This window comes from Streptomyces sp. NPDC127068, from assembly GCF_042724695.1.
Taxonomy (GTDB): domain Bacteria; phylum Actinomycetota; class Actinomycetes; order Streptomycetales; family Streptomycetaceae; genus Streptomyces.
Window position 1 is genome coordinate 1 of the sequence record NZ_JBHXEN010000008.1, and the last position, 18,758, is coordinate 18,758.

The 18,758-nt window shown below is 73.6% G+C and carries 14 protein-coding genes; 8 read left to right on the forward strand and 6 right to left on the reverse strand.

Translation table 11 applies throughout. From position 1 onward, the window contains the following. Positions 1–125 precede the first annotated feature (125 nt). The 4 genes from ACFWIA_RS06660 to speB are packed head-to-tail and all read right to left on the reverse strand — an operon-like array spanning position 126 to position 4,428. Positions 126–1,088 (reverse strand): carbon-nitrogen hydrolase family protein, encoded by a 963-nt coding sequence (locus tag ACFWIA_RS06660; protein WP_387001046.1) that lies wholly within the window; start codon positions 1,086–1,088, stop codon positions 126–128. Then, a complete protein-coding gene (locus ACFWIA_RS06665) occupies positions 1,085–1,990 on the reverse strand; it encodes a nitrilase-related carbon-nitrogen hydrolase (protein ID WP_387001048.1) in 906 nt (301 codons plus the stop codon). Before ACFWIA_RS06665 ends, ACFWIA_RS06660 begins: the two co-directional genes overlap by 4 nt. Next, positions 1,987–3,435: a purine-cytosine permease family protein gene (locus tag ACFWIA_RS06670; RefSeq protein WP_387001050.1), complete on the reverse strand. Its 1,449-nt coding sequence runs from the start codon at positions 3,433–3,435 to the stop codon at positions 1,987–1,989. The genes ACFWIA_RS06665 and ACFWIA_RS06670 overlap by 4 nt, the downstream gene beginning before the upstream one ends. Positions 3,436–3,444: 9 nt before the next feature. Continuing rightward, entirely contained in the window at positions 3,445–4,428 is a 984-nt protein-coding gene (gene speB / locus ACFWIA_RS06675; RefSeq protein WP_387001052.1) for an agmatinase, read from the reverse strand. Positions 4,429–4,575: 147 nt separating this feature from the next. Here speB and ACFWIA_RS06680 point away from each other — a divergent pair, with 147 nt between their 5' ends. From ACFWIA_RS06680 to ACFWIA_RS06705, 6 genes are all read left to right on the forward strand, one after another. Then, positions 4,576–5,160: a helix-turn-helix domain-containing protein gene (locus ACFWIA_RS06680; RefSeq protein WP_385492914.1), complete on the forward strand. Its 585-nt coding sequence runs from the start codon at positions 4,576–4,578 to the stop codon at positions 5,158–5,160. A gap of 109 nt (positions 5,161–5,269) precedes the next feature. Next, positions 5,270–6,298, forward strand: a complete 1,029-nt coding sequence (locus tag ACFWIA_RS06685; RefSeq protein ID WP_387001054.1) for a 3-oxoacyl-ACP synthase III family protein — start codon at positions 5,270–5,272, stop codon at positions 6,296–6,298. Further along, entirely contained in the window at positions 6,295–7,035 is a 741-nt protein-coding gene (locus ACFWIA_RS06690; protein WP_387001056.1) for a glycosyltransferase family 2 protein, read from the forward strand. Before ACFWIA_RS06685 ends, ACFWIA_RS06690 begins: the two co-directional genes overlap by 4 nt. Continuing rightward, positions 7,035–8,510: a class I adenylate-forming enzyme family protein gene (locus ACFWIA_RS06695; RefSeq protein WP_387001058.1), complete on the forward strand. Its 1,476-nt coding sequence runs from the start codon at positions 7,035–7,037 to the stop codon at positions 8,508–8,510. Before ACFWIA_RS06690 ends, ACFWIA_RS06695 begins: the two co-directional genes overlap by 1 nt. Before the next feature lie 74 nt (positions 8,511–8,584). Further along, positions 8,585–9,742, forward strand: coding sequence for a cytochrome P450 (locus ACFWIA_RS06700; RefSeq protein ID WP_387001060.1), 1,158 nt, complete (start codon positions 8,585–8,587; stop codon positions 9,740–9,742). After that, positions 9,739–10,653 (forward strand): NAD-dependent epimerase/dehydratase family protein, encoded by a 915-nt coding sequence (locus ACFWIA_RS06705; RefSeq protein WP_387001062.1) that lies wholly within the window; start codon positions 9,739–9,741, stop codon positions 10,651–10,653. Before ACFWIA_RS06700 ends, ACFWIA_RS06705 begins: the two co-directional genes overlap by 4 nt. Here ACFWIA_RS06705 and ACFWIA_RS06710 read toward each other — a convergent pair. Further along, positions 10,626–13,400, reverse strand: a complete 2,775-nt coding sequence (locus tag ACFWIA_RS06710) for a cation-translocating P-type ATPase (protein WP_387001064.1) — start codon at positions 13,398–13,400, stop codon at positions 10,626–10,628. The genes ACFWIA_RS06705 and ACFWIA_RS06710 overlap by 28 nt on opposite strands. Positions 13,401–13,402: 2 nt before the next feature. After that, on the reverse strand, positions 13,403–14,362 hold the full coding sequence (locus tag ACFWIA_RS06715; RefSeq protein ID WP_387001066.1) for a polyphosphate kinase 2 family protein: 960 nt from the start codon (positions 14,360–14,362) through the stop codon (positions 13,403–13,405). A 694-nt stretch (positions 14,363–15,056) separates the two neighbouring features. Here ACFWIA_RS06715 and ACFWIA_RS06720 point away from each other — a divergent pair. Continuing rightward, the gene (locus ACFWIA_RS06720; protein ID WP_387001069.1) at positions 15,057–16,865 is read left to right on the forward strand and encodes an ABC transporter ATP-binding protein; all 1,809 of its coding nucleotides are present in this window, start codon (positions 15,057–15,059) and stop codon (positions 16,863–16,865) included. After that, positions 16,865–18,730: an ABC transporter ATP-binding protein gene (locus ACFWIA_RS06725; protein ID WP_387001071.1), complete on the forward strand. Its 1,866-nt coding sequence runs from the start codon at positions 16,865–16,867 to the stop codon at positions 18,728–18,730. The genes ACFWIA_RS06720 and ACFWIA_RS06725 overlap by 1 nt, the downstream gene beginning before the upstream one ends. The last annotated feature ends 28 nt before the right edge of the window (positions 18,731–18,758 follow it).

An 18,758-nucleotide genomic window follows, 5' to 3' on the forward strand; every position in this document is an offset into this window, starting at 1 on the left:
TACCCACCCCCCCACCCCCCCGGCCCGATCTTTTTTTTAAAACCCCCCCCCTCCCGCGCGGGGGGGGGGGGGGGGGCGCCCCCCCCCCCCCCCCCCCCCGCCCGCCCGTTCCGTCAAGCCGGGTGTCACTCCGTGAAGTCGACCCCGCTGCCGCGCCGGGACCGGTCGACGGAGAGCGTGAACACGTCGGGCCGGCCGTAGTGACCGGCCACGTCCAGGTCGAGGGCCTCCTCGTAGCGGCGCCCCGTGTCCAGGGTGGCCGTGATGAGGCGGGCCTCGTCGTAGACCGGTTCGACGATCCAGGAACCGTCCGGTCCCACGATGCTCGAACCGCCGGTGAAGAGCGGTCCGTCGGCCGGGGCGTCCGGGCCGACGCCCGCCCGGTAGGCGTCCAGCAGGTCGGCCGGCACGTCGTCGGTGGAGAGCACCAGCCCGGCCGAGACCACGAAGCAGCGGCCCTCCAGCGCGTAGGAACGCGCGGCGATCACATGGCTCTCCGGCATGTCGGGCCAGGCGGCGACGTGGATCTCCTCGTTCTGTGCGTGCAGCGCGTGCCGGGCCAGGGGGTGGAAGTGCTCCCAGCACACCAGGGACCCCACCCGTCCGGCCGGGGTGTCCACCACCCGCAGTCCCGCCCCGTCGCCCGCCGCCCAGACGATGCGTTCGGTGTGCGTCGGGGTGAGCTTGCGGTGCACGTTGAGCGTGCCGCCGTCGGGGCCGATGGTGACCAGGGAGTTGTAGAGGGAGCCGGAGGACCGGGCGGCCCGCTCGTTGAGTCCCAGGACGACGGTCACCCCGTGCTCCCGGGCCGCCGTCCGGACGGGCGCGAGCGCGTCGTCCCCGCCCTCGTGGTCCAGGACGGGGCTCTGTTCGAGCAGCCGTGCGTGCCAGTGCCGCGCTTCGGCGTCCCGCCAGCCCGCGAGGCCGAACACCCACGCCGGATAGCAGGTGAGCCAGGTCTCGGGGAAGACGACGAGGTCCGCACCGGCCTGCGCGGCCTCCGTCACATGGGCCGTGGCGCGGCGCAGGGACGTGTCGAGGTCCAGCAGGGCCGGCGGCTGTTGGACGATGGCGACCGTGGTGCTCATGGCTGCTCCTGTGCTCCGGGTCCCGGCGTTCCGGGGCGTCCGGGGGGTGGGGCGTACAGCGCGGGCCGACGGTCCGCGTGGACGTCGTTGCGTTCGCTGATGGCCTTGTTCCTGGCCTCGGCGAGGTCGAGCGTCGCGGTGACGACCGCTTCCTCGCCCAGGCGCAGCGGGGCCACCGGGTAGCCGTCGGCGTCGATGATCGCGCTGCCGCCGAGCCAGTCCTGTCCCCGTTCGGTGCCGGTGCGGTCGGCGACCGCGACGAACATCCGGTTGACGGCGGCGTCGGCCTGGACGCGGACGACCTCCCCGGGTCGTTCGCCTTCCGGGCGCGGGTACAGCGGCCAGTTGACGGGTCCGCAGAGCAGTTCGGCGCCGGCCAGGGCCGCCAGCCGCACCCACTCGGGGAACTCCAGGTCGTAGCAGACCATGAAGCCGATCCGGCCGTGGGCGGTGTCGACCACGGGCGGGGGCGCGTCCCCGGGGGTGAAGCCCCAGCTCTTCTCGCCGTTCCACAGGTGGGCCTTGCGGTAGGTGGCGCGCAGCCCGGTGGCGTCGACGAGGACGGCCGCGTTGTAGGCCCGGCCGTCCTCCCCCAGTTCCGCGAATCCGCTGACGATGACCAGGTCCCGGCGGGCCGCGAGCGCCTCCCACTCCCGGAGGGTGGGGCCGTCCAGCGGTTCGGCCGCCGCGAGCAGTTCGGCCGCGTCGGTGAAGACGTAGCCGGTGTTGGCCAGCTCCGGCAGGACCACGATGCGCGCACCCCGGTCCGCGGCCTCCTCGACGGCCTCGCGGATGCGTCGCCGGTTGCCTTCGGCGTCACCGACCTGCGGGGCGATCTGGCAGACGGCGACCGTGACCGCCGTGCGCTCGGGCGCGGCGGACCGGGGTGGGTGCTGGGTCATCGGGCGGGTCCCTCCAGTTCGGCTTCGCTGGCCACCCGGGCGGCGGCCTCGGCGTCACGGTCCAGGTTCCGCGAGAACAGCAGGTACAGCACGCCGGAGACGGTCAGACCGACGACGAACGAGAAGTCCGCGCCGCCGAGCGCGTCCGCGACCGGGCCGACGTAGAAGGTGGTGGAGAAGAACGGGATCATCGCGACGAACCCGAGGACGTAGGCGGTGACGCCCCGCCAGGCCCAGCGGCCGTAGATCCCGTCCGGCTTGAGGATCTCGGCGATGGCGTACTTGCCGCGGCGCACGAAGTAGAAGTCGACCAGGTTCACCGCGGTCCACGGGACGAGGAAGTACAGCATCATCAGCACGAAGTTGTTGAAGCTGCCGATGTAGTCGTCCGGGATCAGCAGGGCCACCACCAGCGACACGAGGCCGACGACCACCAGTCCGACGATCCTCAGCCGCACCGTCGGGCGGACCTTGCGGAAGCCATCGAGCGCGCTGGCTCCGGTGAGCATCGCCCCGTAGGCGTTGACGCCCATGATGGAGATCAGTGCGAGCACCGAGGTCATCACGACGATCAGGCCGAAGCCGGGGAAGAGCAGGTCGCCCACCTCGCGCAGGGCGAGGATCGGGTCCGGGTCGGGGAGGTAGCTGGCGAGGATCGCGCCGAGCGACATCAGCCAGACGGCGGAGAACGCGGCGCCCGCGTAGACGGCGGTGATCAGCTTGCGCGCGGGGGCGTTCGCCGGGAGGTAGCGGGTGTAGTCGGAGACGTAGACCGAGTAGCTGATGTTGTAGCCGGCGGCGAGGGAGAACTGGACCAGGAAGGCCGTCAGGTCCCAGCCCGCCGTGGCGGCGGGCACGTCCGCGCCCACGGGGTTGCCGCCGAAGTGGACGATCGCCACGACCGTGAGGATCGCGAACACCACGACCAGCAGGTACGTCAGCCAGCGCTGCACGAAGTGCAGCAGGTCGTGGCCGACCACGGCGATGACGATGGAGACCGCGATCAGCACCGGGTACCAGAAGAGCTTGCCGTCCGGCAGCAGCAGGCCGAGGCCCTGCTCGGCGAGGACCGTGTCGAAGACCAGGAAGCCGACGTAGACGAACACGGTGGCGGCGAACGGCACGGTGGAGCCGCGGCTGCCGAACTGGGCCCGCGACTGGATCATCTGCGGCAGGCCCATCCGCGGGCCCTGGTTGGCGTGGAAGGCCATGAAGAACGTGCCGGCACCGACGCCGAGCACGATGGCCAGCACGCTGTACCAGACGCTCAGCCCCATCGAGGCGCCGACGAAACCGGCGACCATCGTGGGGAGGACGAAGTTCCCGGTGAACCAGAACGGTCCCTGGTGCCACACCTTGCCGTGCCGCTCGGAGTGGGGCACGTAGTCGATCGAGTGCTGCTCGATCGCGGATTCGCGCTGGGTCGCGGTTTCCGAGGAGGACATCGCCATCCCCTATCGCTCGTGGTGCCGGGCGTCCGGCGGGGGCAGGTGGTCGGGCGTCATCGCGGAGAGGATCTCGTACGCGGCGTGGGCCGCGGCGACGGCGGTGAGCTGGGCGTGGTCGTAGGCGGGGGCCACCTCGACGACGTCCGCGCCGACCAGCCGCACGGCGCGCAGGGCACGGATCATCGCGAGGAGTTCACGGCTGGTCATGCCGCCGGCCTCGGGGGTGCCGGTACCGGGGGCGTGTGCCGGGTCGAGGACGTCGATGTCGATGGACAGGTAGACGGGGCGGTCGCCCAGGCGGTCCAGCATGCGTGCGATCGCGCGGGCCAGGCCCTCGGCCTCGATCTCGGGGCTGGAGATGACGGCGAAACCGAGGCGCTCGTCGTCCCGGAGGTCCTGGCGGGAGTACAGGGGTCCGCGGGTGCCCACGTGGAGGCTCGCGGTGAGGTCGATGAGCCCTTCCTCGGACGCGCGGCGGAAGGGCGTGCCGTGCGTGACCGGGGCGCCGAAGTAGGTGTCCCAGGTGTCGAGGTGCGCGTCGAAGTGGAGCACGGCGACCGGGCCGTGCCGTTCGGCGACGGCGCGCAGCAGCGGGAGCGCGATGGTGTGGTCGCCGCCGAGGGTGAGCAGGCGGGTGCCGTCCGCGGTCAGTTCCCGGGCGGCGGTGTGGATCTGGGTGACCGCCTCGTCGAGGCTGAACGGGTTGGCGGCGATGTCGCCCGCGTCGGCGATCTGCTGGGCGGCGAAGGGTTCCACGTCCTGCGCCGGGTTGTACGGCCGCAGCAGCCTGGACGCCTCACGGATGTGGGACGGCCCGAAGCGCGCGCCCGGTCGGTAGCTGACGCCGCTGTCGAACGGGACACCGACCACGGCGATGTCCGCGCGCGGTACGTCTTCGAGGCGGGGGAGCCGCGCGAAGGTCGCGAGGCCCGCGTACCGGGGGCTGGCACTCGCGTCCGGGGGGCCGATCGGGGGTTCGACGGAGTTCATCGGGATCTCTGATCTGTTCCAGGAGGGAAGTTACCTATACACAACAAAGAATGCTTATTAGGCAACTTGTATTCCGGGTAGTGTTGCCCTGGGTCACCACCCTGTCAAGGGTCGTCCGTGAGTCGTCCGAGCGACGCGAGGAGTTCGATGAGAGCGCTGCACCCGACGCCGTCCGGCGATCCGGTCCGCGTGGGGGCGCGTCTGCGGGCGTCCCGCAAGGCCCAGGGCCTCACCATCGAGCAGGTTGCCGCCGCCACCGGCCTGACCAGGGGTTTCCTCAGCCGGGTCGAGCGCGACGAGACCTCGCCGAGCGTCACCACCCTGGTCACCCTGTGTCAGGTGCTGTCACTGCCGGTCGGTTCGCTCTTCGAGGACGCCGACACCGAGGTCGTCCGACTGGCGGATGCCCCGCACCTCAACATGGGCGGCCAGGGCGTCGTCGACCGCATGGTCACGCCCCGCGCCCAGTCGAAGATCCAGATCCTGCGTTCCCGGCTCGAACCCGGCGCGCACGGCGGCGAACGGCTGTACACGATCAACTGTGACGTCGAGGTGCTGCACATCGTCAGCGGCGAGGTCGCGGTGCAGTTCACGGACCGCACGGAGACCCTGGCGGCCGGCGACACCCTGACCTTCTCCGGTCGCGAACCGCACACCTGGCGCAACGCGGGCCCGGGTCCCGCCGAGGTCACCTGGACCTTCGTGCCGGCCCCCTGGAGCGGCTCCCGCTGATCCGGCTCCCCACCGCCCCGGCCCCCAGGCGGACTACCGGATTCCCCCAGGGCCGATTGAGTACGACAGCTCACGCGCCCCGCCGCGGACGCTCCGTAGCGTTCCCGCCATGAACAGACCGAACGCCCACCGGGTCGGCGCACCGCGCGTGGGCATCACCTCCGTGGGCGCCTTCCTCCCGCACCGGGTCGTGGAATCCGAGGAGTTGCGGCACCGGGTGGCCGCGGCCAGTGGACTGCCGCTGCCCCACGGGGTCTTCACCCGGGCCACCGGGATCGCGACCCGCAGGGCCGCGGGCCCCGACGAGTTCGCCTCCACCCTGGCCTCGGCCGCCGCGCGGGTCGCCCTGCGCCGGGCCGCCCTGGACCCCGCGGACATCGACCTGTTGTTGTTCGCCTCCGCCTCGCGCGACGTGGCCGAGCCCGCCACCGCGCACATCGTGCAGGACGAACTGGGCTCCCGCGCCCACGCGCTGGACCTCACCAACGCCTGCAACAGCTTCGTCAACGGCATCGACACCGCCCGCGCGATGATCCTCGCCGGGCGGGCCCGGCGCGCCCTGGTGGTGACCGGCGAGACGCCCAGCCGCGCCGTGCGCCACGACCCCGCCGACCTGGCCGGGTTCCGGGACGCGTTCGCCGGCTACACCTTCGGGGACGCCGGTGCGGCGGTCGTCCTGGAGGAGGTGGCCTCGGGCGGCATCCTCGACGTGGACGCCGTCACCCACTCCGCGCACTGGCGGGTCGGCGGCATACCGGGCGGCGGCTCACGCCACCCGAGGGGCGACGAACACACCTACTTCCGCGGGGAGGGGAGCGCGTTGCGGGAGGTGTTCGAGGACGTCGGCACCGAGGTGCTGGACCGGATGCGGGCCCGGACCGGACTGGAGTGGACGGACTTCCGGCACGTCCTGGTCCACCAGGTCACCGCGCCCTACCTGGAGCGCTTCGCGGAGTTGACCGGGGTCCCCCGGGACCGGCTGGTGGTCACCGTCGGCGAACTCGGCAATCTGGCCAGCGCCACCCTCGGCGTGCAACTCGACCGCGTGCACGACGGGTTGTCGCCCGGCGACCGGGTGCTGTTCGTGGGCCTGGGCGGCGGCGTCAGCATCATGACGATGGTCTGGGAGAAGACGTGAGCGACCTGTGGGTGGTGGTGCCCGCCTACCGCGAGGCCGCGACGCTCGGCGGCACCCTGGAGGCGCTGGCCGCCCAACACGACCGGGACTTCGCCCTCGTGGTGGTGGACAACGCCTCCGGGGACGACACCGCCGTGATCGCCCGCGCCTTCGCCCGGCGCGCGCCGTTCGCCGTGCACGTGCTCCACGAGGCCGACAAGGGCGTGGGGTGCGCGGTGGACACCGGTTTCCGGTTCGCCATCGAGCGCGGGGCCCGGCTCCTCGCCCGCACCGACGCCGACTGTCTGCCGCAGCCCGGCTGGACGGCCGCCGCCCGGGCGGCGGCGGACCGCGGAGCGGGTCTGGTCTGCGGCCGGATCGTGGCCCGGCGCGACGAACACGGACCGCTCGGCCGGACCGCGTTCCGCGCGCTGGTCCTCGCGGCCGCGTTCTTCGGCCGGGTGCGTCCCGCGCACCGCCGCAGCCACGGCTACCGCTGCGCCTACCGGATGCACGCGGGCAACAACATGGCCGTCACGGCCGGACTGTACGAGGCGGTCGGCGGAATGCCCCGGCGACCCTCCCCCACGGACCGGCTCTTCCTCAACCGGGTGCGGCGCCACACCACGGCCATCGTGCACGCCCGCGACATGGTGGTGGAGAACTCCACCCGACGGCTGCGCGCCTACGGCGTCCTCGGCACCGCGCGCTGGTACCTCGACCGGGGTCCCGGCCGTCACGGAGAGGACCCGCGCTGATGCTCGACCGACTCGACCACGCACTGCGGGCCGCCCCGGACCGCCCCGCCGTGCTCGGCACCACCCGCCGCGGCACGGTCCGGACCCGGATCACCCGGGGTGACCTGGCGGACCTCGCCGACCGGTACGCCGCGGGCCTGGGGGCCCGGGGCGTCGGGCGGGACGGCACGATCGGGGTCGCCGTGCGCCCCGGGCCGAGGGCCCTGGCCGTGCTGCTGGCCGCGCACCGCGTCGGCGCGCGCGTCGCCGTGCTCGATCCGGGCGCCGGTCCGGACGTACTGCGGGCCCGGCTCGCCCTGGCCCGCCCGGACCTCGTCCTGGCCGATGCCGTCGCCCAGGCCGCCGCCGGGTGGGGCAGGGCCCTGGCCCGCCGGGCCCGTCTCGTCCTGCCGGAGCTGACCCAGTGGGGTCCGGTGGCCACGGTCGGCCTCCGCCTACCGGGCTGCGCCCCCGCCCTGGGCGGGGCGTCCGGCAGCAGCAGACCGCCCCGGCACGACGGGGGAGACGGGGACGCCGTGATCGTCTTCACCTCCGGCACCACCGACCGTCCGCGGGCCGTGGTGCACACCCGGTCCTCGTTGGCCGCGGGCATGGCGGCGGTCACGGACCTGGTGCGCCCCGCGCCCGGCACCCCGGTGCTCGGCGGGACGTTCTTCGTCCTCGTACCGTCCCTGGCCGCCGGCGCACCGGTCGCGCTGCCCGTCCGCGGGCCCCGGGCGCTGGCCCGACAACTGCGCCGGCTGGACCCCCAGGCCACCTATCTGACGCCGCCCCACCTGCGGGCCGCGCTCGCGGCCGGAGCCCGCTTCGGCGGGCGCGTGTGGACCGGTTCCGCCCCGGCCAGCGAGGATCTGCTCACCCGGGTCAAGGCCGCCGGGGCCGACCAGGCGTGGGGGGTGTACGCGCTCACCGAGCTGTTCCCCGCAGCGGCCGTGGAACAGGCGGACAAGGCCGCCTTCACGGGCTCCGGCGACCTGGTGGGCGCGCCGCTGCCCGGCGTGTCGGCCACCGTCGCGGCCGACGGGGAACTGCTGTTGGCCGGCCCCGCCGCACGCCACCGCTACCTCGGCGCCGAGCCCGACCCGCGGGTGGCGACCGGGGACCGGGCCCGCATGGAAGGCGGACGGATCGTGTTGGCGGGACGCTGCAAGGACATGGTGCTGCGCCGGGCGGAGAACATCTACCCCGGTCTGTACGAGCCCGCCCTGCACGTCCCGGGCGTCGAACTCGCCCTCCTCGTCGGCGTTCCGGCGGGGGACGGTGACGAACGTCTGGTCGCCGTCGTGCAGCCCGGTCGGGGAGCCGACCCGCGCCGGGTGCGCACCGCGCTCGCCGAGGTGTTCGACCGGATGGGAACCGCCCGCCCGGACGCGTTGCTGCTCACCGAGGTCCCGCTGTCCGGCCGCTCCCGCAAGCCCGACCGGGCGGCCACCGCCCGGCTCGCCGCCGACCACCGCGGGGTGCCCGTCCGATGACGGCGCCGGCACCCCGACCGTCCGCCCCGCGGGGGCCGGACGCTTCCCACCGACCCGTACGAGACGGACGTCCGATGACCACTTTCCCGACCGCCGCTCCCCCGGCTACCGCTCCCCCGGGAACCCGCGCCGCCCGACGACGCGACCGGCGCGTCTACACCCGTTCCCGTCCGGTGCTGTTCGCGCTGTTGGCCGCCACCCGTGGCCGCCCGGTCACCCGCCTGGGCCGTGCGGTCCTCGTCCAGGACGAGGACCGCTACCGGGAGGCGCTGACGCGCGTCCCCCTGGACCGGACCGCCGCCGGCACCACGGGCGGCGCCGCACGTGCACTCTCCGGCGGCGGCACGCTGTTCGACCAGACGGGGACGGAACACCGGGGGGCCCGCCGGGCCGTCGCAGCGGATCTCGGCGCGGCCGGGGTGGAGCAACTGCGGCCCGTGTGGCGACGGTTGCTGGAACAGGAGCTGGCCCCGCTCGGCGCCGGCGGGGCCGTGGACCTGGTGGACGTGGCGCGGGTCCTGTCCGGGGCGACGGTGTGCGCCCTGCTGGGGAGCACCGCCGACCCGCGGGACCTGGCCGCGGCGGCGACGGCCGCAGCCGCCGCCGCGGTCCGCGATCACCTCCCCGGCCCCCGGTTCCCCCACCGGACGCGGGCCGCCGCCGAGGCCGCCGCCCGGCTGGAGTCCCTGCTCCACCCGGGGGGCCACCGGTCGGACGCCGCGCTCCGGTCGGTGCTCGCCGTGGCCGCCGTCACCACCACCGTCGCCGCACTGCCCCGGGCGGCGGCGTGGTGCGCGGACGCCCGGCTGTGGGACCAGGCGGCCGACGACCGGCTGCGGCCCGCCCTGGTCACCGAACTGCTCCGGGTCACCGCGCCCTCCCCCGTGCTGCCGCGCGTGGCGGCGGCCGACGCCCGGTTGGACGGCCGGCCGGTACGAGCCGGGGACCGGCTGCTCCTGGTGGCCCGGCACGCGGTGCGCGCCCACAGCGCCCCGCCCGATGCCCACCGCCCGGTCGAACCCGCCGTGGCGCAGCTGGTGTTCGGGGCCGGACCGCACGCCTGCCCGGGCGCCCGGCTGGCCCGGACCCAACTCGACGACGTGCTCGCCGCGCTCGCCGTGCACCGGCCCGTCGTGGTGCGGACCCGGGTGGACCGGCGGGCCGCGCTGCCCGGCTGGCGCTCGCTCACCGTCCGGGCCGGCGCCCCCGACGGGCCCGGGGAGCAGCGGTGACGGTGGTCGCCGTGACCGGCGCGAGCGGGTTCTGCGGCTCCCACGTCGCCGTCGCCGCCGCGGCGCGGGGGATGGCGGTGCGGTGCGTGGGGCGCCGCCCGGGGCCGGTCGGTCGGCACCTCCCCTGGGACGCCACCCGCGGGGTTCCCGACCTCGGCGACGCGGAGCTCGTCGTCCACTGTGCGGCGGCGGTCGGCGACCCGGTGCCCGGCTCGCCCGCGGAGCGGCTGATGCGCGCGGTGAACGTCGACGGCACGGCCCGGCTGCTGGAGGCCGCCGCGGGACGCACGGTGGTCTGGGTGAGCAGCGCCAGCGTGTACGAACCGCGGGCCACCCGGTCCCCGATCACGGAGGACCACCCGGTGCGCGGGCAGCTCAACGCGTACGGGCGCACCAAGGCGGCCGGTGAGGCCCTGGCTCTCGCCGCGGGGGCGGTGGTGCTGCGCCCGCGCGCGGTCTACGGGGACGGGGACCCGCATCTGGTGCCCCGGCTGTTGGCCCGGGTCCGGCGCGGTCTGCTGCTGTTGCCGGGGGACGACGTACCGCTCAGCCTGACCGCGGTGGAGAACCTGGCCGAGGCGTGTGTGGTGGCGGCCGGGTGGCCGCCGGGCGCCTACAACATCGCCGACCCGGTGGCGTACCGGCGGGACGAGGCGGTGGCGACGGTGCTGCGCGCGCAGGGCGTGCGGGCGCGGATCGGCCGGGTTCCGCTGCCCCTGGCGCACGCCGCGGCGCTGGCGGGCGAGGCGCTGTCCCGGGTGCGTCGGGACACCGCGCCGCCGCTGACCCGGTACGCGGTGGACCAGCTCGCCCGGTCGGTGGTGCTCGACGTCCAGAAGGCGCAGCGCCAGGGGTGGACGGCCCTTCGGACCCTGGGCGACACCTACGGTCCGGTGGCGGCACCGCGCTGAGCGGGGCGGTCGGTGGGCCCGGGGCGGGAGGGGCGGCGGACTGCGCGCGCGATGAGCTTGCCCGTCTCCCAGGTCACGAACAGGACGAGTGCGGCCAGCAACGCCCAGCCGAACTGCCCCAGATCGAGCCGGGTGGTGCCGAGGAGCCGGCGGAAGCCGTCCATCTGGGTCACCAGCACGGCGAGCGCGAACTCGGCCAGGGCCGCCCAGTTCATCTGCTTGCTGTCGAAGGTGGAGGCGCGCAGCACCGACGCGGTCTCGCTGCGGCATTCGAAGGCGGCGACGATCAGGCACAGGGCGAACGCCGTGAACGCCATCGAACTGCCGGTCGCGACGCTGTCGAACCGGTGCTCGCCCAGCTTGATCAGGGCGAGCAGCAGGACGGTCACGACCAGCCCGGCGAGGGAGACGGTGACGAGCAGCGGCCGGGTCAGCACCGATTCGCCGCGGGGGCGCGGGAGCCTGCGCATCAGTCCGGGGCTCTCCCGGTCGAAGCCCAGGGCGAAGCCGAACGGGGCGTTGACGATGAAGTGGATCCACAACACCTGTGCGGGGGTGAAGGGTTGGCCGGCGGCGATGTTGAGGACGGTCGCACCGAGGAAGGTGAGCACGAACGCGACCAGCAGCAGGAGGACGAAGCGGATGTACTTGGTGAGGTTGTCGTAGAGCTTGCGGCCCTCCTCCACGGCGAACACGATCGTGGCGAAGTTGTCGTCGGAGAGGATCATCCGGCCGGCGTTCTTCGCGACGTCGGTGCCGCTGCCCATCGCGATGCCGATGTCGGCGGCCTTGATGGCGGGCGCGTCGTTGACGCCGTCGCCGGTCATCGCCACCACGTCGCCCTTCTTCTTCAGCGTTTCGGCGAGCAGCACCTTGTGTTCGGGGGCCACCCGCCCCACGACGCCGATGGATTCGATGCGGGCGAGCCGCTGTTCCTCGGGGAGGGCAGCGAAGTCCGCGCCGAGGACCGCCTCACCGGGGATGCCGAGCTGCCGGGCGATCGCGGCGCCCGTGGTGACGTCGTCGCCGGTCACCATGCGGACCCGGACGTGGGCGTCCTGGGCGCTGGCGACCGCCGCCCTGGATTCGGCGCGCGGCGGGTCGACCATGCCGACCAGGGCCGTCATCCGCAGGTCGGTGACGTTGTCCAGGAGGTCGCCCCCGGGGTCGAAGGCGGTGGGGTCGAGGTCACGGGTGGCGGCGGCCATCACTCGGTGGCCCTCGCCCCCCATGCGGCGGGTCTCCTCCTGGGCGCGCCGGTCGAGCCCCTCGTCCCACGGCACGTCCGGTCCGCCGGTGACCATCGCGCTGGCCGCCCGCGCGGTCACGGCCGGCGCGGCGCCCTTGACGAAGCAGCGCACCACCGGGCGGCCGGTGTCGTCGACCGCCGAGTTGAAGGTGGCCATCAGTTTGTAGTCCGGATCGAACGGCAGGGTCGCCAGCCGGGGGAACCGCGCGCGGGTGTCGTCGATCGTGAGCCCGGCCTTGTGTCCCAGGACGAGCAGGGCGCCCTCGGTGGGGTCGCCCACCACCGTGCCGTCGACGAGTTGCGCGTCGCTCGCGATCAGGAACGGGAGGATCGCGTCGTCGATGGTCGCGGTGGAACCGGCGGCGTGGTGGACCTTGCCCTCCAGTCCGTAGCCGGTGCCCGACACGGTGTACCGGTCGGTCGGGGTCACCACCTCCACGGCGGTCATCTGGTTCATGGTCAGGGTGCCGGTCTTGTCGGAGTTGATCGCCGAGGTGAACCCCAGGGTCTCGACCGAGGGCAGTTCCTTGACGATGGCGTGCCGTCGGGCCAGGTTGAGGCCGCCGACGGAGAGGATCACCTGGGTCACCGTGGGCAGCGCCTCGGGGATGGCCGCGATGGCGAGGGAGACCGCGCTGACGAACAGCGTGTCCCACGCCTGTCCCCGGGCGCGTCCGAGGGCGAACATCACGATCATGGTGAGGCCGGCCGCCGCGGCGATCCACAGGGTCAGGTTGTTCAGTTGCCGGGTGAGCGGCGAGTCCTCCGTCCGGGTGGCGGAGAGCATCCCGGAGATCTTGCCCAGTTCGGTGTCCGCGCCGGTGCCGGTGATGACCAGAACGCCGCTGCCGTGGGTGACGGGGGTGTTCATGAAGGCCATGTTGGACTGTTCGCCCGGCCCCGGGCTGCCTGCGGGGAGGGTGCCGGCGTCCTTGGTGGCGGGCACGCTCTCCCCGGTGAGGGCGGACTCGTCGATCTGGAGCGAGTTCGCCGTGAGGATGCGTCCGTCGGCCGGCACCTGGTCCCCGGCGGCGATGAGCACGATGTCGCCGGCGACGAGCTGTTCGGCGGGGATCTCCGACTCGGTGGCGTCGCGCCGCACCCGGGCGGTCGCCTTCATCATCGACTTGAGCGCGTTCATCGCGCTCTCCGCCTTGCCCTCCTGCCGCAGGCCGACCACCGCGTTGAGCAGGGTCAGCAGCACCAGCAGGATCGCGGTGCTCCACTGGGCGATCGCGAAGGACACGGCCGCGGCCACCACCAGGATGATCTGCATGTAACTGCGGTACTGGTCGAGGAACCGTCGCCAGGCCGGCGGCGGATGCTCCTCCGGCAGGGCGTTGGGCCCGTTCGCCGTCAGGAGCCCGGCGGCCCGGGCGGCGGTGAGCCCGACCGCGGGGTCCACGTCGAACGCCGCGACCACCTCCTGCGGGGAGCGCGCGTACCAGCCCGACGCGGTGACGGGGTGCGCGCCGACGGGTTCCGGCCGTGCGTCCATCGTCACTCCTCCGTCCGGGCGCGCCGGTCGCGTTCGGCGGCGTACGGGTCCGCCGGGGCCCCCTCGGGCGCCTGCTCCTCCAGCTCGCGGCGGGCGGTGCGCAGGTCCGCACGGGCCCGCTCACCGATCACCGGGTACTGGGGGTCGATCTCCATCAGGGTGTGCACGAGCACCGCCGATGCGCAGATCCGGGCGAACCACTTGCGGTCCGCGGGGACCACGTACCAGGGCGCCCGCTTGGTGCTGGTGGCCGACAGCATCTCCGAGAACGCCCGCTGGTAGTCGTCCCAGTAGCGGCGTTCGCGGACGTCGGCCGCGGAGAACTTCCAGTTCTTCTCCGGCAGGTCGATGCGTTTGAGGAAGCGGGTGCGCTGCTCCTCCCGGGACAGGTTGAGGAAGATCTTCACCACGGCGAACCCGTTGTCCGTGAGGTGGCGCTCCCAGTCGTTGATCTCGCGGTAGCGCCGCTTCCAGATGCCCTTGCCGCGCGCCTTCGGCGGCAGCTGCTGCCGGTCCAGGACGTCGGGGTGCACCCGGACGACGAGGACCTCCTCGTAGTGCGAGCGGTTGAACACCGCGATGTCCCCGCGGGCGGGCAGCCGCCGCGCGTACCGCCACAGGTAGTCGTGGTCCAGCTCCTCGGCGGAGGGCACCTTGAAGCTGCTGACGTGGACGCCCTGCGGGTTGATCCCGCTCATCACATGGCGGATGGTGCCGTCCTTGCCGCCGGCGTCGAGCGCCTGGAGGCAGAACAGGACGCCGTACGTGTCCTGGGCCGCCAACCGCGCCTGGTACTCGGCCAGGAGTTCCACCCCGACTGCCAGCAGTTCCCTGCCCTCGCGCTTCTTCAGGTGGGCCTTGTAGCGGGGGTCGTAGTCCCTGGCCAGGTCCACCTCGGTGCCCGGCGGCACCCGCAGGGGTGCGATGAGTCGCGCGATGCGTTCGGCCCGCTTGTCCGCCATTGCCGACCAGCCCTTCCGCCCACGCAGGGGGCATTCGCCACGATCCGGCGGGGCGCGGGGCGCGTCAAAGGGCGGGGAGCCGTTCGGGTGAGGGGGCGTGCGCGGGCAGGGGCCCCGGCCGGATCGCACCCAGCCGTCCGGCGGGCCGGTGACGTCCCGTCGGCTCGGCCGGTCGGCGGGCTCGGCCGACGGCTCACGGCATTGATTGAATTCACCTCCGGATTCACCATCGGGTTCGGCTTTTGTTTTTCGCTGAAAACAAGTACTTTCCCTAGGGCGACGACCCATCCGCCCGTCGCGTCCGCGGAGCATTTCGGCACGCCGACCCCTGACCCAGGAGACCACGCAGCCCCTTTCGCTCCAGCCCGCCGCCATACTGTCGGGACCACGAACTCGCTGGTCAGGCTGCCCGATGGCGCGGGCCGCGCCCGCTCACCGACCTGAGCGCCGGCGCCCACCCCGGCATGCCGTGAACACCGAACCGAATTCAATCGGGTCGACTCGCCTCACTTTCCCGAACCCTTTTTCGTGCTGTCGGGAATTTCGATGGCGCGGCCGAAAAGGAAATCGATGGACCATGACCGATGATCGATGCACCTCGACCGACGAAAACGTTTTCCCGACCCCGTCGTTAACCTCCCCGTACCGCGTCGGCCCCGACCCGGCCGGCGATCCTCCCGGCCGCCGGGACGGAGTGGCCCGCTGGCTCCTCGCCCGGGCACGGCCCTTCCGCGGGTTCATCGCCGTGCACCTCACGGGCAGTCTGCTCTGGCAGTCCCTCACCGCGGCGATCCCCGTCACGACCGGTCTGGCCTTCGACGCGGTCGTACCGCCCGACCGGGCGGGGACCGGACCCGGTGACGACCTGACCACCGTCGTCTGGGTGCTCCTGGCCCTCGTGGTGGTGCGGGGCGTCGCGGGCATCGCGTCCACCTACGCCCTGGAGTCCTTCGCCAGCGGCCTCGAACGTGCCGCGCGCGCCCAGGTCTTCGGCAGTCTGCTCCGCAAGGGGCAGGGTTACTTCAACCGGCGGCGGGTCGGCGACCTGTCGGCGCGGGCCACCTCGGACGCCGAGTCGCTGAACCTGATGGTGTCGCCCGGCTGGGACCTGGCCGTCGACCTGGCGCTGAACATCCTCCTGCCGATCGTCTTCATCGGCCTGATCGACCCGCGTCTGCTGTGGTCCCCGGTCACGTTCGTCGTCCTGTTCGCCCTCTCCGTGGTCGCCCACGGGCGGCGTCTGGGGCCCGTCTCCGATGCGGCCCGCGCGTCCTTCGGCGCGCTGACCGCGCAGGCCACCGAGAGCATCGCCGGGATCGAGGTGGTCGAGTCGACGGGCGGCGCCGACCGGGAACGGGCCCGGTTCGCCGAACTGGCCGCGCACCACCGCAGCGCCACGGTCCGCCAGGCGCGCGCCCAAGCGCTGTCCCTGCCGCCGCTGTTGCTGACCCTCGCCACCGCGGGCGTCCTGCTGCACTCCGTGACGCTGCTGCGCGCGGGCACCCTCAGCCTCGGTGAACTCGTCGCCGTACTGGGCCTGATGGGCACCCTGCGGGACCCGAGCCAACTCGCCTCGTTCAGCCTGGGCCTCCTGCACCTGGGCGCCGCGGGAGCCCACCGCATCCTGGAGGTCGTCAACGACCCCGGCGACCACGACGAACGGGGTGGTGCGCACACCGCACCGGTCGTCGGCGCACTCGCCCTGGAGGACGTCAGCTTCGGCTACGACCCCGACCGGCCGGTACTGCGCCGGGTGTCCTTCCGCGTGCCGCCCGGCGCGACCGTGGCCGTCGTCGGCGCCACGGGGAGCGGCAAGTCCACCCTGCTGCACCTGCTGAACCGCACCTACCTACCCGACTCCGGGCGGGTCCTGGTCGACGGGGTGAGCACCGCCGACTGGGACACCACCTCACTGCGCGCCCAGGTCGCCGTCGTCGAACAGGACGTGGTGCTCTTCTCCCGCAGCATCGCCGAGAACATCGGCATCGGGGTGGCGTGCGAGGTCGACCGGGACCGTCTGGAATCGGCCGCGCGGGCGGCCCGCGCCCATGACTTCGTCATGGCCACCGAGAACGGTTACGACACCGTCCTCGGGGAGCGCGGGGGCACCCTGTCCGGAGGGCAACGCCAACGCCTCGCCCTGGCCCGCGCCCTGCTGACCGATCCACGGGTCCTCGCGGTGGACGACGCGACGAGCGCCGTCGACAGCACCACCGCACACGAGCTCCAGCGCGCGCTGCGCCACGCCTCGGCGGGGCGCACCACCGTTCTGGTCACCCCCGGGCTGTCCCAGATCCGCGCGGCCGATCACGTCCTCGTGCTGGACGCGGGCCGGATCGTCAGCCAGGGCACCCCCGACCGGTTGATCCGGGAGTGCCCGTACTACCGGCGGATCTTCGCGCCGTACCGCGAGGAACCCGGCTGGTCGCGCACCGCGCACGACCCGGGCGTCCCGGCGCCGAGCGACCCGCGCGCCGCCCGCACGACGGAGGAGACCCCCTGATGGCCCATCTGCTGGACGGCCTCGACGCCCCTGAGGACATCCGTGCCGGCCGGGAACGTGCCGACGCGCCGGGCGATCGGCGGACCGGCGACGAGGAACGGCGCTACGGCGATCGGGAACTGGTGCGCCGCATCGCCCCGTACTTCCGCGGGGAGGGCCCCGCGGTGGTGTTCGTGACGCTCGCCGTGGTCGCCGCCGCGATCACGGGGAGCGCCCTGCCCGTCCTGTTGGCGCGCGCTGTGGACGCGGCCTGGACGGACGGCGGCAACGGGACCGTCGGTCTGCTGGTGGGGGCGCTGCTCGGCGCGGGGGGTGTGTCCTGGCTGTGCACGTTCCTCCAGGAACGCCGGACCGCGGTCGTGGTCGGCGCGGTGGTGCTGCGGCTGCGGGAGCACGCGTTCGCCGCGGCGCTGCGCCAGGGCATGGCCTTCCACGACGCCCGTCCCACGGGTGCGGTGGTCAGCCGGGTCGTCAACGACACGCAGGCGTTCGCGCTGCTCACCACCCTGGTCCTCGGGACCCTAGGGCAGGTGTTGATGGTCCTGTTGCTGATGGGCGCGCTGTTCGTCATCCATGTGCCGCTCGCCCTGGTCACGACCGCGGTGGCCACGCTGATCGTGGTGGTGAGCCTGGCCTTCCGGCGAGCCGCCCGCGATGCCTCCCGCCGCCAGCAGCAGGCCCTGGCCGATGTCCAGGGCTTCGTGCAGGAGACACTGCGGGGGGTCACCGTGGCACGGAACTTCCGGCAGCAGCAGGCCGCCGAGGCCGGGCTGCGCGTGGTGGACGCACGGTGGTTCCGTGCCAGCGTACGACTGAACCGGCTGTTCAGCGGGGTGTTCCCGCTGCTCATCTCCCTCACCGGGCTGGGCACGGTCGCCGTGGTGCTGGTGGGGGGCCGGTTGGTGGGCCGGGGCGGGGTGACGGTCGGTGAGTGGGTGCTGTTCCTGGAGGCCCTGGCACTCTTCTGGGCACCGCTCACCGGCATCACGGCCAGTTGGAGTCAGCTCCAGCAGGGGTTGGCCGCGGGCGAGCGGCTGTTCGCCCTCCTCGACCGGACCCCGACGGTGCACCGGACCAGTCGCGCGCCCGTGCCCCGGCTGCGGGGGGAGATCGTGCTGCGTGACGTCCACTTCGGGTACGACCGCACGCGTCCCGTCCTCAAGGGGGTCGACCTCACCGTGCGGGCCGGGGAGACGGTGGCCCTGGTCGGCCACTCGGGTGCCGGGAAGTCCAGCCTGGTCCGGCTGATCACCCGCGCCTACGAGTTCCAGCGGGGCAGCCTCACCGTCGACGGCCGGGACGTGCGCGATTTCGATCCGGTGGAGTACCGGCGTCACCTCGGTGTGGTCACCCAGACGCCGTTCCTGTTCACGGGGAGCGTCGCGGACAACATCGCCCGGGGTCGGCCCGGGGCCGGGCGGGGCGCGGTCGAGGCGGCGGCCCGGGCGGTGGCCGGCGGTGACTGGGTGGCCCAACTGCCCGCGGGGCTGGACACGTCCGTCGACGAGGGCGGGCGGAACCTGTCGGCCGGTCAACGCCAACTCGTGGGGCTGGCCCGGGTCTTCCTCCAGGACGCGCCGGTGCTGGTCCTCGACGAGGCCACGGCCAGCATCGACCCGCTGACCGGGGCACTCGTCCAGGAGGGGTTGGACGCGCTCGCGGCGCACCGCACCACCCTTGTCGTCGCGCACCGGCTCCCCACGGTCCGCAAGGCCGATCGGATCGTCGTCGTGGAGGACGGCCGGGTCGTCGAGGACGGCGACCACGTGACGCTGCTGGCGAACGGTGGGGCGTACCACCGCCTGTACGAGCGGTACTTCCGGTTCCAGCGGCCCGACGCGGACCCCGCTGACGCTTCGTCCTGAGGGCGGACCGGGGTGCCGGTGCTGTGAA

Coding starts and splice junctions, on each gene's coding strand:
- ACFWIA_RS06715 (WP_387001066.1), bottom strand. CDS start 14,362: ATGGCGGACAAGCGGGCCGAACGCATCGCGCGACTCATCGCACCCCTG.
- ACFWIA_RS06680 (WP_385492914.1), top strand. CDS start 4,576: ATGAGAGCGCTGCACCCGACGCCGTCCGGCGATCCGGTCCGCGTGGGG.
- ACFWIA_RS06660 (WP_387001046.1), bottom strand. CDS start 1,088: ATGAGCACCACGGTCGCCATCGTCCAACAGCCGCCGGCCCTGCTGGAC.
- ACFWIA_RS06700 (WP_387001060.1), top strand. CDS start 8,585: ATGACCACTTTCCCGACCGCCGCTCCCCCGGCTACCGCTCCCCCGGGA.
- ACFWIA_RS06695 (WP_387001058.1), top strand. CDS start 7,035: ATGCTCGACCGACTCGACCACGCACTGCGGGCCGCCCCGGACCGCCCC.
- ACFWIA_RS06710 (WP_387001064.1), bottom strand. CDS start 13,400: ATGGACGCACGGCCGGAACCCGTCGGCGCGCACCCCGTCACCGCGTCG.
- ACFWIA_RS06665 (WP_387001048.1), bottom strand. CDS start 1,990: ATGACCCAGCACCCACCCCGGTCCGCCGCGCCCGAGCGCACGGCGGTC.
- speB (WP_387001052.1), bottom strand. CDS start 4,428: ATGAACTCCGTCGAACCCCCGATCGGCCCCCCGGACGCGAGTGCCAGC.
- ACFWIA_RS06685 (WP_387001054.1), top strand. CDS start 5,270: ATGAACAGACCGAACGCCCACCGGGTCGGCGCACCGCGCGTGGGCATC.
- ACFWIA_RS06670 (WP_387001050.1), bottom strand. CDS start 3,435: ATGTCCTCCTCGGAAACCGCGACCCAGCGCGAATCCGCGATCGAGCAG.
- ACFWIA_RS06725 (WP_387001071.1), top strand. CDS start 16,865: ATGGCCCATCTGCTGGACGGCCTCGACGCCCCTGAGGACATCCGTGCC.